At 43.8% G+C, this 13,392-nt stretch carries 16 protein-coding genes; 4 read left to right on the forward strand and 12 right to left on the reverse strand.

The window, feature by feature from the left end; translation table 11 throughout:
- Positions 1-42 precede the first annotated feature (42 nt).
- Positions 43-543 (forward strand): hypothetical protein, encoded by a 501-nt coding sequence (locus SOO65_RS10265; RefSeq protein ID WP_321400031.1) that lies wholly within the window; start codon positions 43-45, stop codon positions 541-543.
- A 39-nt stretch (positions 544-582) separates the two neighbouring features.
- On the opposite strand, the gene fadA is transcribed toward SOO65_RS10265, so the two are convergent.
- The 3 genes from fadA to SOO65_RS10280 all read right to left on the reverse strand — a co-directional run bounded on the left by fadA (position 583) and on the right by SOO65_RS10280 (position 4,452).
- Positions 583-1,749 (reverse strand): acetyl-CoA C-acyltransferase FadA, encoded by a 1,167-nt coding sequence (gene fadA, locus SOO65_RS10270; protein WP_321400033.1) that lies wholly within the window; start codon positions 1,747-1,749, stop codon positions 583-585.
- Between the two features lie 12 nt (positions 1,750-1,761).
- Positions 1,762-3,906: a fatty acid oxidation complex subunit alpha FadB gene (gene fadB, locus SOO65_RS10275; protein WP_321400035.1), complete on the reverse strand. Its 2,145-nt coding sequence runs from the start codon at positions 3,904-3,906 to the stop codon at positions 1,762-1,764.
- Between the two features lie 66 nt (positions 3,907-3,972).
- On the reverse strand, positions 3,973-4,452 hold the full coding sequence (locus SOO65_RS10280) for a glutathione peroxidase (RefSeq protein ID WP_321400036.1): 480 nt from the start codon (positions 4,450-4,452) through the stop codon (positions 3,973-3,975).
- Between the two features lie 84 nt (positions 4,453-4,536).
- Between SOO65_RS10280 and SOO65_RS10285 the strand changes: the two genes are divergently transcribed.
- Entirely contained in the window at positions 4,537-5,169 is a 633-nt protein-coding gene (locus SOO65_RS10285; RefSeq protein ID WP_321400038.1) for a tRNA-uridine aminocarboxypropyltransferase, read from the forward strand.
- Between the two features lie 32 nt (positions 5,170-5,201).
- On the opposite strand, the gene SOO65_RS10290 is transcribed toward SOO65_RS10285, so the two are convergent.
- Both SOO65_RS10290 and SOO65_RS10295 read right to left on the reverse strand, forming a co-directional pair.
- Positions 5,202-5,906 carry a sigma-70 family RNA polymerase sigma factor gene (locus tag SOO65_RS10290; RefSeq protein WP_321400041.1) on the reverse strand — a complete coding sequence of 235 codons (705 nt, stop codon included), beginning with the start codon at positions 5,904-5,906 and terminating at the stop codon, positions 5,202-5,204.
- Positions 5,907-6,035: 129 nt separating this feature from the next.
- Entirely contained in the window at positions 6,036-6,275 is a 240-nt protein-coding gene (locus SOO65_RS10295) for a hypothetical protein (RefSeq protein WP_321400043.1), read from the reverse strand.
- A gap of 689 nt (positions 6,276-6,964) precedes the next feature.
- On the opposite strand from SOO65_RS10295, the gene SOO65_RS10300 reads away from it, so the two are divergent.
- A complete protein-coding gene (locus SOO65_RS10300) occupies positions 6,965-7,417 on the forward strand; it encodes a hypothetical protein (RefSeq protein WP_321400045.1) in 453 nt (150 codons plus the stop codon).
- Between the two features lie 657 nt (positions 7,418-8,074).
- On the opposite strand, the gene SOO65_RS10305 is transcribed toward SOO65_RS10300, so the two are convergent.
- The 7 genes from SOO65_RS10305 to proB form a co-directional block, all read right to left on the reverse strand.
- Positions 8,075-8,512 carry a hypothetical protein gene (locus SOO65_RS10305; RefSeq protein ID WP_321400047.1) on the reverse strand — a complete coding sequence of 146 codons (438 nt, stop codon included), beginning with the start codon at positions 8,510-8,512 and terminating at the stop codon, positions 8,075-8,077.
- A 111-nt stretch (positions 8,513-8,623) separates the two neighbouring features.
- Entirely contained in the window at positions 8,624-9,037 is a 414-nt protein-coding gene (locus SOO65_RS10310) for a 2-thiouracil desulfurase family protein (RefSeq protein ID WP_321400050.1), read from the reverse strand.
- Positions 9,034-9,660: a M24 family metallopeptidase gene (locus SOO65_RS10315; RefSeq protein WP_321400052.1), complete on the reverse strand. Its 627-nt coding sequence runs from the start codon at positions 9,658-9,660 to the stop codon at positions 9,034-9,036. Before SOO65_RS10315 ends, SOO65_RS10310 begins: the two co-directional genes overlap by 4 nt.
- A 32-nt stretch (positions 9,661-9,692) precedes the next feature.
- Positions 9,693-10,103, reverse strand: coding sequence for a GatB/YqeY domain-containing protein (locus SOO65_RS10320; protein ID WP_321400054.1), 411 nt, complete (start codon positions 10,101-10,103; stop codon positions 9,693-9,695).
- A gap of 9 nt (positions 10,104-10,112) precedes the next feature.
- Complete coding sequence (locus tag SOO65_RS10325; protein WP_321400056.1) at positions 10,113-10,607, reverse strand: nucleotide-binding YajQ family protein; 495 nt, start codon at positions 10,605-10,607, stop codon at positions 10,113-10,115.
- 9 nt (positions 10,608-10,616) lie between these two features.
- The gene (locus tag SOO65_RS10330) at positions 10,617-11,843 is read right to left on the reverse strand and encodes a glutamate-5-semialdehyde dehydrogenase (RefSeq protein ID WP_321400058.1); all 1,227 of its coding nucleotides are present in this window, start codon (positions 11,841-11,843) and stop codon (positions 10,617-10,619) included.
- 81 nt (positions 11,844-11,924) lie between these two features.
- On the reverse strand, positions 11,925-13,028 hold the full coding sequence (gene proB, locus SOO65_RS10335) for a glutamate 5-kinase (RefSeq protein WP_321400060.1): 1,104 nt from the start codon (positions 13,026-13,028) through the stop codon (positions 11,925-11,927).
- 101 nt (positions 13,029-13,129) lie between these two features.
- Here proB and SOO65_RS10340 point away from each other — a divergent pair, with 101 nt between their 5' ends.
- The gene (locus SOO65_RS10340; protein WP_321400063.1) at positions 13,130-13,327 is read left to right on the forward strand and encodes a hypothetical protein; all 198 of its coding nucleotides are present in this window, start codon (positions 13,130-13,132) and stop codon (positions 13,325-13,327) included.
- Positions 13,328-13,392: the final 65 nt, after the last annotated feature.

The raw sequence follows: 13,392 nt of genomic DNA on the forward strand, positions 1-13,392 counted from the left end.
TCTTGATAGCGTGCTCCCGTCGTTATCTATCAAGGAGAAAATATGAAATTCGCATCCCTGTTAGTTCTTCTGGCACTCACTGCCGCCTGCGGGAAAGAGGGTGGAGGTAGTGGACGGTCTTCTGTGGCCGCAGGTCAGCCTGGTGTTTGTAATTTGAATGGTCGTTCAGTTGCCTGCGAATCTATTCGTGGAGCTGATGGCCTTGGAATCGATCTATTAGAAACAATGGTCGATGCTCCCATCCAAGTTACGGATTCAGAAATTCAGTTCTTGGGTGACAAAGAATCATTGACTCAAGGACGTCGAATTGAATGTCGTACGAATGTTAAGAGCGGCGAAACTTATCGCTATACTCTTAGAGGTCAGCGACTTTTGATTGATACAGAAAGTGGCTCATATGAGATGACCCGTCTGAATTCTGGCGAAGGTCTGATTGGAACTTGGGTATGGAAAGGTTATGTGGATGGTGGAACTCATATCATCCGTCAGTTTTCTTTCCTGGGTAACGATCGTGTGATTATTAGAACTAACTGCGAATTGTAAGATATAAAAAAAATGGGGCCCTTTTGGGCCCCTTTTTTTTTAGTTAAGATTTTCAATGACTGTTGCAACACCTTGACCAAGACCAATACACATTGTGGCCAGACCATACTTCTTGTTATTACTACGAAGTTGGTGGGCAAGTGTACCAGTGATACGAGCACCTGAACATCCAAGTGGGTGACCAAGAGCAATCGCACCACCGTTAAGGTTTACCTTTTTATCCATAACATCAAGTAGACCAAGATCTTTAATTACTGGAAGCGACTGAGCAGCGAAGGCTTCGTTTAGTTCGATGATGTCCATCTGATCCATCTTAAGTCCTGCGCGCTCCAGGGCCTTTCTAGAAGAGGCCACCGGGCCGTATCCCATGATTGATGGCTCACAACCAGTGCTCGCCATAGAAACGATTCTTGCCATTGGTTTCAGGCCAAGGGCCTTCGCCTTATCTTCAGACATGATGATCACAGCAGATGCACCATCAGAAAGGGCAGAAGAGTTACCGGCCGTAACTGTACCATTCTTCGGATCGAAAACAGCTGGAAGCTTACCAAGAGTTTCAACCGTTGTTTCAGGACGAATGACTTCATCAATCGAGATCATTGAAGGCACGCCCAGATCGTCGTGACCAGGAGTTGCAACCATCTCATCTTTAAAGCGACCTTTTAGAGTTGCTTCGTGAGCTTTACGGTGAGAAGCAGCGGCGAATTCATCTTGTTGAAGACGAGTGATCCCGTGCATACGGCCAAGAAGTTCAGCTGTCAGACCCATCGAGCCCGCGCCCTTAGAAGTTGTCTTCGCTAGAGCAGGGTTAAAATCCACTCCATAAGTCATTGGCACGTGACCCATATGTTCGACACCACCACAAAGGAAAATGTCACCTTGGCCCGACCAGATGCCTTGAACGGCCATATGGATGGCAGTCATTGAAGAACCACACAGTCGGTTCACGGTTTGGGCCGAAACAGTCTTAGGGATATCTGTTAGAAGTTGAGCATTACGACCGATGTTGTAACACTGCTCAAGTGTCTGCTGAACACATCCCCAGATGATGTCTTCGATTTCAGCAGGGTTAACATTTGAGTTACGTTTTAGAATTTCACGCATTAGGTGGGCCGAAAGTTCTTCAGCGCGAACGAAACGGAAATTACCCGCTTTCGATCTTGCCATCGGCGTTCTTACTGCATCAATAATTACTGCATTCTTCATATACTTTACCTCTTAATAATAAGTTTTGTTTTCCGCTGCCAGACCTTTCATGAATGGCGTGAAGTCATACATGTGGCCGATTGATTGATACTTCTTAGACTCTTCTTCAAGTTTTTTTAGTCCAATCGTGTCAGCATACTTAAGGGCACCAGCGCGGAATGGAGGGAATCCAAGACCAAGAAGAAGACCCATGTCCACTTCCACTGGAGTGTTTACAATCTTATCTTCCAGACAACGAGATGATTCAACGATCATAGGGATCATCATACGCATGATGATTTCTTCGTCTGTGATATCAATTTGTTTTTTCACCGCTGTCTTAATCAGTTCATAAACCGCAGGGTTAACTTTTTTAACTGGTTTACCTTTTTTATCGATTTCATACTCGTAGAAACCAACACCGTTCTTCTGACCGAAGCGCTTATTCTCATACATCACTTCCATGATGGTCTTCGATGTATAGGCCATGCGATCAGGGAAAGCGTCGGCCATAATTTTCGCCGCGTGAACTCCTGTATCGATACCAACGACGTCGAGAAGGTACGCCGGACCCATTGGCCAGCCGAATTTTTCCATCACTTTATCGATGCGTTGGAAATCCACACCATCTTCGATCAAGTGAGCAAAGCCCTTGAAGTAAGGGAATAGAATTCTGTTCACCAGGAAGCCCGCGCAGTCGTTAACAACGATTGGCGTTTTACCCATCTGAACAGCATAGTTAACTGCTTGAGCGATTGTTTCTTCCGAACTCTTCGCACCACGGATGATCTCAACCAAAGGCATTCGGTGAACTGGGTTAAAGAAGTGCATACCGCAGAATTTATCCGGACGAGCAAGGCCTTCAGCTAGTTTTGTGATTGAGATGGTTGAAGTGTTAGAAGCAAGAACTGTATCAGCAGATGTGGATTTCTCGACCTCAGCAAGAACTGATTTCTTCACTTTCTCATTCTCAACGACAGCTTCAACCACGAATTGAGTGGCCCCAAAGTCAGCGTAAGAAAGCGTTGGAGTAATTTGTGCAATAACTTTTGCCATTTTCTCCGGAGTCATTTTTTTACGTTCAACTTCTTTAAGAAGAAGTTTACCAGCTTCGTTCATACCAAGATCAAGTTGCTCGTGCTTAATATCTTTCATCAGCACTGGAGTTCCAGTTGAAGCTGATTGATAAGCAATACCGCCACCCATGATACCAGCACCAAGAACCGCGCCCATCTGAGTTGGTTTAGCGTTCTTTGTTACAGATTTTGAAACTTTTTTAAGATACTGATCACCAAGGAAGACTTGAGTTAAGCATTCCGCTGTTTTTGTTTTAGCACAAACAGCGAATGTCTCACCTTCAAGAGCAAGTGCCTCATCGCGATTCATACGAGCGGCCTTTTGCATGGTCTCAACTGCTTTAACTGGAGCAGGATAGTTAGGGCCGGCCATCGCAGCAACAAATGCTTTAGAGCCATCAAAGCTCATGGCCGATTCGATTTTATCTAACTTAAGAGGAGATTTCTTCTGATTAACGCGCGCTTGCCAATCCATCTCACCAGCAATTGCTTTCTCAATAAGCTTGATACCAGCTTCTTCCAGACGAGCGTCTTCGATAATACCGTCAATCGCACCAAATTTAAGAGCTTCTTCCGCTTTGTAGTGTTTAGCACCTGTGATCCATTCAATAGCGTGATCTGCACCGACCAGACGAGGAAGACGAACCGTGCCACCCCATCCAGGAATGATTCCAAGTTTTGTTTCAGGAAGACCCATTGCTGCTTTAGGCGATGCAAGACGGTAATCCATCGTAAGAGTGATTTCGCAACCACCACCAAGAGCGAAGCCATTGATCAAACAAACTTTTGGATAAGGAAGATCTTCATAGCCGTTGAAAATTTTATTGATGCTCGCGATCCACGTTTTCATTTCATCTTCGGTCTTTTTAAAGTGACCCAGGAATTCAGTAACGTCTGCACCGAATACGAATCCACTGGCCTTACCAGAAGTGAAGAGAAGACCACGTGCTTTTTGTTTTTTAATTACTTCAAGCATCTCACCAAGTTCTTTTAGTGCGAGAGCATTGAACACGTTTGTCGATTGATCTTTCAGATCAAAAACAACTTTTAAAATATCATTTGGGAGAGTTTCAAGGCGGAATGCCTGACCGTTAAATAACATAGATACTCCTTCATCAGAAATAGAAACATTGTACTCTGACGAAGGAGAAATACCTAAAAGAGAATACTAGAGTAGTTTAGACAAATCCTTCTTGATATCTTCGGGTTTATCGTTCGGTGCATAACGCTTAACCACCTGACCCTCGCGATTGATCAGAAACTTTGTGAAGTTCCACTTGATCATTCCGGTACCTAGAAGGCCCCGCTTTTGCTTCTTCAAAAATTGGTAGAGAGGAGAGGCCTTGGGGCCATTCACATCAATTTTGGCAAATAATGGAAATTTAACATCGTAAGTTAGGCTGCAAAAGTTTTTAATTTCTTCGGCATCACCGGGTTCCTGGGCACCAAACTGGTTACAAGGAAAACCCAGTACCACCACGTTATCTTTCAGGTCTTCAAAAAGTTGTTCCAGGCCTTTGTACTGAGGGGTAAAGCCGCATTTACTGGCCACATTGACGATTAGAAGGAATTTGCCCTTGTATTGTGAGAGGGAAACGTCCTTTCCATCAATGTCTTTAACCGTATAATCGAAAACTGATTGTGCCACATGAACTCCTTTCTTGTTAAAGCTTAAGCCCTCGATTAGGATTTGGATAGTTTACCCACATAAGAATCTGACAAAAAAAGTTACATGAGTACCAGAAGAAACGGAAATCCTAATCGCTGTCCCACCTGTCGAATCAATCAAGAGCTTTGCGTTTGTGAGCATCTGACACCCTTCGATATTTCAAGCTATGTGTCACTAGTGGTTCACGTGCGTGAATTAAAACTGACGTCGAATACCGCACAGTTTGGCCCATTGATGCTGCCTGAGAAAGCGAAGATCGATATTCGTGGAAGAGTGTTTGAAACTTTCGATGCGACACCGATCCTGGAGCGTCCAGGCCGCCCATTGTTCTTATATCCTCACGATGATGCTTTAGAACTCAACGATGATTTCAGAGCTAAATACCCTGGCCCCTATAATCTCATTATCCCGGATGGGAACTGGCAACAGGCCCGTAAGGTCCGTCAGCGCGAAGAGGGGTTTAAAAACCTTATGGCGGTGAAACTTCCACCAGGAATCACTTCTCAATATGGTCTAAGAAAGGCCCAGCATGCTGAATGGGTTTGTACCTACGAGGCCATGGCCCACGCTTTGGGTGTGCTGGAAGGACCGCACGTGACTGAGAAGCTCATGGCCTTTTTTAGGAAGTGGGTGAAACAAACTGAAAGAGCACGTGCAGGTGAATTTAATTCTCGTGGGATAAAAGTAAGTGAATAGAAGAGGTGCCCTTTCGGGCACCTGATGCTTTTTTAAGCGGCAAGAATATCGATCTTTTGATTCTCAATATGATTCTTCAACATATCCAGGGCCTCAGCGTGAAGCTGACAAATACGACCCTCAGATAGGTTCACAACTTTCGAGATCTCAAAGAAGTTTAAGTCCTCAAAGTATTTTAAAGTTACAATCAGTCTCATGGTACGTGGAAGTTCATCCATTACCACTGCGAGTGTTTTCTTGAGCGAGTAATTCTCGAACTCAGAGTTTTCAAGATTACCTTTTGAAACCGTTTCACCCTCAACGTATTGCTTGATGGTGTCGCCACTTTCGTACTGCTCAAGACGGATCATATCTTTCGATTTAAACGGCAGCACGTTTGACATCTCCACCGAGGTAGGCGCGCGACCCAACTCTTCAGTCAGGTTGTTTTTAGCGCGTTTATACTTCTTCTGCTTGTTACGCTCAGAACGGGTCATCCAGTCCTGTTTACGAAGCTCATCAATGATTTCCCCACGGATACGGAATTCAGCGTAGGTTTTAAATTGATTTTGCTTATCTTTCTTATACTTATTCATGGCATCTATAAGTCCGATAATTCCGACCATCACTAAGTCCTCAAATTCTAAGACCTGGTGATATTGGTAGTGATAGTGCTTGGCCCAGTAACGGATGGTGGGCATGAAATTTTTTATGATTTCCTGCCGAGAAGTCTCTTGGGGATTTAGTTTTGGTTCCACAGATGCCTCCGATGAAGTGAGGTCATTCTCACATAGATCGGCGGTCAAAAAACACGGGACCGTAAGTCTAGGTACTTAGACCCCGCGGGCATCTGAAATAAAAAGTTTAATGATGGTTTTTTGCCACTTTTAGTTGGCAACTAGCTCTAACTCAGCCTCTTCTTCATAGAGGGCCTCAGGAGTTGCGAGCCATTCAACGTACTCGTCGTACTCCATGATTTCATCTCTAAAAATTACTACGCGCCAATTCGCCTGACTTTGATCAAGACATTCTACGTGTTCAGTGTCGAGAAGTTTTTCCTGGATGGAAGAAGGTAGAGAGGAGAAAGTAACTTGCCCTTCAAGCCGAAGAATCTTTTTACTTTTCATGAGGTAGTAATGTGGATTCAAGGTTCACCCTCCTGGTGAGTTGAGCGAGGAATAATTCTTTTATTCCCTTCTTAAAAAGATGGTTTCATGGAAAACAGGACTTCACAATAGTCAGTTTTATTTTTTTTATAAAAGTTTCTTACCAGAGGAGAAAATTACATATTTCCGTATTCACTACTCAACTTTGTGCCCCATGGCACTGCCCAGTTTGGCCCTCCCAGTAGCTCTGTGGCCCCGAGTATTAAAGTCACATCAATCAAGTTGTGGAATCTTCATAAAACCGACTTTGGCACAGTTCCTGCTCATACGTATTCCGAGTCTCTGAGTAACCCGCCAGGAAGGTAGGTCGCTTGAAGTTCAAGATGAACGAATACAAATATAAAGTCTCACGGAAAATGAGCGATGTGTGTCCAAGGACGCAATGTAATTGTTGGGGCCCCATCCGGTTCAAGGACGAACCACTTTTTATCAAGAGAAGGAGTCACTTATGGGCGAGGAGATGTTAGTACTAGGGATTGGTATTATCAGTCTTTCGACTGTGAGTTTCTCACTGATCTTCGCAAAGATGATGAACAAGAGGAAGTAATCCCCTAATTACTTTCTCTTCCCTTAAGACCCCAGTAAATCTGGGGTCTTTTTATTTTACAGGGTCGGTTGCAACGAATCTTAACCCGCCATATAACCGGTCCATGAAAAAACTCTCACTTTTTCTACTCACAGTCATGTCTCTTAACCTCTTTGCCAATGGGCCCGCACCGGCGCAGCTTCGTTACACCGAAGAATTCATCCTGGAACAGGTCTTGAAGCTCAAGAACTGGGAATACCGCCCGGATGTTCCTATGCCGAGTTTTCATTACGCGAGCAAGACCCCTTTGGAGGTCTTTCAGAACGCCATTGAAGAGCAGTGGGGAATGCGCCCTGATCTCATTACCAACGCTTTTGCGGTCAAACACAACATGATCTTCATCCTGGATGAGGCAGTCTATTATGAAAGCAAAGGGCGCTGTATGGACGATTCCGTGGCCCATGAGCTTACTCATTATGTGCAGTCAAAATATAGAGGCTGGGACATGAACGATGACAGTCTCGAATGGGACGCCATTGATATTCAGACCCAGTTTCGTGAAAAGTTCTGTAAATAACACAAACTGCTCTTCTTAATTGGTGTTGGAATCTCAAATCCACCAGTAAAGTCCGAAGCTTAGCATCTTTTTAAGAGGCAGTTCTCACATGAGGACGCTATTACTTCGTTCCTTGTTTTTCATCCTGGAATTAACTTTGGAATTTCAATGAGTCCAGATGCCAGGATGAGACTGGTAGATTTGAGATTCAAAATTGAAATAAACTCCAACACCATTGTAGTAGTGCAGTTTTTAACACCACCAGTGCCAGTGTGACCTCTCACTCTGGTGCCATCTTTCCCTCTCGCCACCACTTAAATACCTGATTGTTCATCACCTGATACTTGGCATGATTCCTGCTTTATAGATTTACAACAAGAGACGCTAGGATGGTGACTCTAAAGGGAATTCACGGAATGAAGAAAGGCCAAACAAGGAGAATATCAAATGGAAATGATGGTTGTTTTAGGCGGAATGATGATGGCAGCAAGTTTACTTCTTCAGCGAGCGTCGTACAGAAAAGTGAAAGTTACAGTAAAATAAGAGGGCCCCCAAGGGGCCCTCGTGATGGAGACGATAGAGTTTCTAAGCATTAATTTTCTTTCAGCAGCGCAATCATTACTCAAAATTCTTTTTTAAAAAATTCAAAAAAGATCACGTCTGGGCCGGTACTTTAGCTTATAGTCTATTTAGTTTGCGGCAAGAGGGAAGACCTTTGACCCTTAATGCATTCATCGCGCGAGTATTTGAATAAACACCCTCAGGTGCTTCCGTAATATTATGATCTAATTCTTTACGTCGTATGGTCGTTTTCTCTTCTTTTGCATAAATTTCTTCCGCTCCGTACTCCGTCACCCTTTTGATGACATGAACAAATTGAACTTTAATATTACCGGTATTTTCACCCAGGATTCGAATACCTTCCTCATTATAATTTTCATAAGTATTGATGTAGTCTCCTACCTGGACATTCTTTAGTTCAATTAACTTAAAGCCTTTCTTGTGAACACCTGCTCTTGAAAAGTATGAGGCGGGGCTGCCTTCAAAAGCAATTCTGCAATCCGCAAATGTAGTCATCGCAAAAGTTAAACTAAAAAGCGCGAGTAGTGTTTTCATATAGTTCTCCTATTGAATTAGATGGAGAAATACTAATCTCAAAATGTTGTGGGTTTTGGACGATTGTAAAAAGTATAGGCCAGAATCTAATGACTATTAGTCAGCAGATGGTTAGTCCACCGCTATGACTTTAATGTTCCTGGACTTCAAGAGCTTGGTGAAGACCCCGTCACCTTCCACCAGTTTTCCTGAGAAGCTTCCGTCATAGATCTGGCCCGAGCCACACATCGGTGAGCGGGATTTAAGGTAGGCCTCGGTGGCCCCGGTGAGTTCCGCCATCTTTAGAGCTTGATGAGCACCTAATTCATATTCGGCGGTCACATCAGTCCCCGTTTTAGAGATGATTTTATTTCCGATTTGTTCGGCGGGAGTGCGGGGAGTGGGAAGTCCTCCCATTTGTTCCGGACATACTGCGATCGCTTCGCCTTTTTCAACCATCGCACGAATTTCCTCACGCTCTTTGTGAGCGCAGTCAAAGCGACATTGGAATCCAGCGAGGCAGGCAGAAACGATTTTTTTAGTCATAGGTCAGCGTCAGTTAAAATGTCCTCATAAAACGCACCATACTTCTTAGTTGGGTGCCAGAGGTGAATTTCTAAAATCCAGGCGTTTGGTACCACCGACTCCTGAACTTCGCCTAGACCGCCTTTATAAAATACATGGTGGGGGAAGTCCCCAATGCGGTGACCGTCCTGATCAGCATTTAGAACAAATCCCTGAGATTCCGCGCTCTTTATAGCAAATTCATAGAGGGGAGCTCCACCTTGGCGGGTCTTTTTCCAGTGCTCGGTCACTTCATCGAAAACTTTCTTTTGAGCATCACAGATGCGTTTGTACTCAAAGTTCGCACCAATTGAAAATGTCTCACCGTAATCCGCTTCATGGCCATCGATCACAGGGCCAATGTCGATAAAGAAGATGTCTTCTTCTTGAAGCGTATATGGCTCAGAAACGTCTTTAAAATTACAAATGGTATTCGGTCCCATTCTGAGTTTGGCGGGATGCCACTGTTTTTCCACAGGATACTTCTGACAAAGTTCCTTGTAGAGGCGATGAGCATCTTCTTCAGTCATGCCAGGTTTTAAAAGAGAGGCGAGCTCATAAGCAATGTCCCGGGCCACATTGCGGGCCCGAAACAATTTATCCACATTAAACTTTTCGCCGAAAGACTGAAGACTCATTAAACAGCGGCCTTCACAAGTTCAGAAGCGCGCTTACCATCGAAGCGGCCTTTGATTTGTGGCTGAAGCTCCTTCATGATGGCGCCCATATCTTTGGCACCTTTTGCTTTGATGTCGTTGATTAAAGCAACAACTTCAGCTTCAGACATCGCCTGAGGAAGGTAAGCTTTAAGCACGTCCAATTCTTTTAGAATTTTATCGTGAGCTTCTGTTCCAGCTTGGTACATTTCAAGTGAATCAGAAAGGCGTTTTGCGTGAGCTACCGTTACAGAAAGTTCATCAGTCGGCTTGGCCGCTGTATTGTTCTTAATGTACTCGGCCTTAAGCATACGAAGAGCATCAAGACGCTCTTGTTGTTTTGCTTTCATTGCCTCTTTAATGTCGTTATTTACTTGTTCCATTAATGTCATAAAGGACTCCTATCGTTTCATGTTTTCCATATGTAGTTCTAAAGTCATGTCTTTGTGTTGGCGAAGAAATTGGAACAGGGCCTGAAGCTCATCGATTGATTTTGATTCAATACGATACTTCTCATCCATGTACTGCGATTTCCCTTTGAAGCCTGATTCTTTGATCAGACGGTTCATAAGTTTTTGAGCGTCTTTATCAAAGCCCGTTGTAAGACTTAAAGTCAGCTTCTTATTTTTAGTTCCCCAAGGAAGAATCTCTGATTCTTTCATCCCCTTGAAACCAATTCCACGTTTACCCATATTGGTACGAAGAATATCAAGTACAGCACGAACTTTCATTTCGTCTTCTGCACGAATCTCAATCAGCTTTTCTTTGTCTTTGTATTCTGCGGCGGCTTCTGAACCTTTAAAGTCGTAGCGACCAGAGATCATTTTCTCTGTATTTTTAAGAGCGTTACTTAGCTCCATCTCGTCAATCTTTGAAACCAAATCAAATGATGCCATAAATTCCTCTTATCTAATTTGTCCGTTTCCTTTCACAAGAAACCTGGTTGTTGTCATTTCTTTCGCGCCCATCGGGCCATAGGCATGAAGCTTTGAAGTGGAAATCCCAAGTTCAGCTCCAAGTCCAAGTTCTCCACCATCATTGAAACGAGTTGAAGCATTTACCACCATGGCCGAAGCGTCCAGAGTGTTTAGAAATTCTTCGATGACTTTCGGATCTTGGGTCAGCACCGCTTCAGTATGATGAGAGGAGTGTTTCTGAATATGAGAAATCGCTTCGGAATAATCATTTACGATTTTAACTGAAATGATGTTCGCAAGATATTCTGTATCAAAATCTTTTTCAGTCGCGGCCTTAACTTTGGCATGAAGCTTCTGCGCTTTTTCACAACCGCGAACTTCTACTCCTGCATCAATCAAAGCTGTTACGACTTCTTTGTTCTGAGAATAGTTGGCGTGGAGAAGGAGAGTCTCAGTCGCGTTGCAGGCCGAAGGACGTTGTACTTTAGCATTCAATACGATTGGAATCACTCGAGTAACATCCGCGTCCTCATTCACAAATGTATGGCAAAGCCCTTTATCATGGGCCACCACCGGCATGGTTGCATTGGCGCGCACGTGATTAATTAAACCACTGCCACCTCTTGGAACCATGAGATCAATATAATGATGAAGTTTTAAAAGTTCTGCCACGTCTTCTCGAGTTTCGATCAGAGAAACTGAGCCCTGTGGAAGAATGCGTTCGGTGGCCTCATTTAAGATTTCAAACAATACACGATTTGAATGATGAGCTTCTTTGCCACCTTTGAGAATAATAGCGTTTCCTGATTTAATCGCCAGGGCCGCACCATCAACCACAACATTTGGACGTGATTCGAAGATCATTCCGATCACACCCAGTGGGATTCTTTGTTTTTGAATCACAAGACCATTTGGTCGCGTGTATTCTTCAACGATGGTCCCGACAACCTGGTCCTGATCGGCCACATCTCGGCACATCTTTGAAAGATCTGCGATGGCCTTTTCAGTAAGGACCATGCGAGCAACGAGAGCTTCGCCAAGATTATTTGTCTTCGCTTCATCGAGATCTTTTTTGTTTTCGGCGAGAATACGTCCAGCATTTTTAGTCAAAGCAACTGCGATTGCTTCCAAGGCCATGAGACGTTGTTCTTCAGGCAGAGACTGAAGAGTTAGGGTGGCCGATTTCGCTTTTTTGGCAATTTCAAGAACGCTCATAGTGATCCTCGTGAAGGCAAGATTTTAGCTCTAAAAGAACTATCTGAATATGTTTCTGATGAGTGCTGCTATAGGTCAGCGCTAGTGATCAGTCTTAATTAAGAGATTGTCCTTGTGGATAGCGACTTTAGATGGGGCATTTTCAATCAAAGTGCCGATTTCAACCGACTTTTTGCCCTTTACCATGTCCATTTCCTTAAAATCAAACTCAGAGATGCCGACGGCAATGGTCTTATTCTTATGTTTGACCTGAATCACGTCACCACGCTTAAACACACCGTGAACTTTCTTGATCCCAATCGGAAGAAGGGAAGTTGTACTTTTTTGAAGGGCGAGTGAGCAACCCTCATCCACGACAATCCAGGCGTCGTTTTTAACCACGGTCGATAACCAGGTCTTACGACGAGATGTTTGTTTTTCAGGATTACCTTTAAAGAGTGTTCCACCCTTACGCTCTAGAAGACGAGTCAGAGGATTATCAATCAGAAACGTTCCGATGATCACATCCACACCAATGGGAGTAAGTTTTCTCACGGCCTTGATTTTAGTGTCCATACCACCGCGGCCCACAGACGTTTTTGCGGCGAACTTTACTCCTGAGAAGTCGTCTTTAAAATCCACTTCATCAAAGCGCTTAGCATCGGCTTCTTTTGGATTCTTATTAAAGAGACCATCTGCTTCAGTGAGGAGAATCAGTTTCTCCGCATCTGTCGCCTCAGTGATCATCACTGCCAGCTGATCGTTATCGCCCACGGTGATTTCTTCGTAAGACACAGTATCGTTTTCATTTACGATGGGAAGAATATCATTTTCGATCAAACGATTGATGGTGTTGCGGATGTTCAAAAATCTTTTACGTTCTTTGAAATCTTCATGTGTCACTAGAATTTGAGCGCAGTGAGATTTGTGATGAGTAAGCGCATCCACATAGGCCTTCATAAGAAGAGGTTGGCCAATGGCAGCTGCCGCTTGTTGAAAAGAGATCATCATCTTCTTCTCTTCGGGACGCTTCACAAAACTTCTGCCGGAATTAATCGCACCAGAACTCACAAGAATCGGTGCGTAGCCTTTGGTTTTTAAATTTTGTAGCTCGTTAACGATTGCCTCAATTTTAGAGTAAGAAACACCACCGGTTTCGTCCGTTACTGCGAGGGAACCAACTTTAATTACGACTCTAGTTTTCATGCTTAAATGTTAGAGCAAAATGGAAAAATAAGGTATGGAAAATTCCATTCATCTAAGAGTTAGAGTGTTTTATAATAGAGGGTCTAACAAGGAGTCTTTCTATGGAACCAACTCCCCAGCCAAATACCCCTCAAGAACCTGTAAAACAACCACCGATTGAAGTAGATACTGGCGATCTACATGGCAAACCTGATTTTGATTATTCCCCATCAACACCTCAGGAACCAATCACACCTGATCCCGGACCTAATAGAGAGCAACCAACTGAGCCAGATGTTGAACCAGGTCGAGAGCATTAATTGACTCACAGTCAGCTGGTGTCACTTCGAGCACTTCAGTTTCATAGTGACACCGCTTTTCTAAT

The sequence above is a fragment of the Peredibacter starrii genome (assembly GCF_034259205.1).
Taxonomy (GTDB): Bacteria; Bdellovibrionota; Bacteriovoracia; order Bacteriovoracales; family Bacteriovoracaceae; genus Peredibacter; species Peredibacter starrii.

What these genes read in the sequence shown, in the direction of transcription:
- SOO65_RS10285 (WP_321400038.1), top strand. Translation starts at nt 4,537, where the DNA reads ATGAGTACCAGAAGAAACGGAAATCCTAATCGCTGTCCCACCTGTCGA.
- SOO65_RS10325 (WP_321400056.1), bottom strand. Translation starts at nt 10,607, where the DNA reads ATGGCATCATTTGATTTGGTTTCAAAGATTGACGAGATGGAGCTAAGT.
- SOO65_RS10320 (WP_321400054.1), bottom strand. Translation starts at nt 10,103, where the DNA reads ATGACATTAATGGAACAAGTAAATAACGACATTAAAGAGGCAATGAAA.
- fadB (WP_321400035.1), bottom strand. Translation starts at nt 3,906, where the DNA reads ATGTTATTTAACGGTCAGGCATTCCGCCTTGAAACTCTCCCAAATGAT.
- proB (WP_321400060.1), bottom strand. Translation starts at nt 13,028, where the DNA reads ATGAAAACTAGAGTCGTAATTAAAGTTGGTTCCCTCGCAGTAACGGAC.
- SOO65_RS10295 (WP_321400043.1), bottom strand. Translation starts at nt 6,275, where the DNA reads ATGAAAAGTAAAAAGATTCTTCGGCTTGAAGGGCAAGTTACTTTCTCC.
- SOO65_RS10300 (WP_321400045.1), top strand. Translation starts at nt 6,965, where the DNA reads ATGAAAAAACTCTCACTTTTTCTACTCACAGTCATGTCTCTTAACCTC.
- fadA (WP_321400033.1), bottom strand. Translation starts at nt 1,749, where the DNA reads ATGAAGAATGCAGTAATTATTGATGCAGTAAGAACGCCGATGGCAAGA.
- SOO65_RS10310 (WP_321400050.1), bottom strand. Translation starts at nt 9,037, where the DNA reads ATGACTAAAAAAATCGTTTCTGCCTGCCTCGCTGGATTCCAATGTCGC.
- SOO65_RS10265 (WP_321400031.1), top strand. Translation starts at nt 43, where the DNA reads ATGAAATTCGCATCCCTGTTAGTTCTTCTGGCACTCACTGCCGCCTGC.
- SOO65_RS10305 (WP_321400047.1), bottom strand. Translation starts at nt 8,512, where the DNA reads ATGAAAACACTACTCGCGCTTTTTAGTTTAACTTTTGCGATGACTACA.
- SOO65_RS10340 (WP_321400063.1), top strand. Translation starts at nt 13,130, where the DNA reads ATGGAACCAACTCCCCAGCCAAATACCCCTCAAGAACCTGTAAAACAA.
- SOO65_RS10330 (WP_321400058.1), bottom strand. Translation starts at nt 11,843, where the DNA reads ATGAGCGTTCTTGAAATTGCCAAAAAAGCGAAATCGGCCACCCTAACT.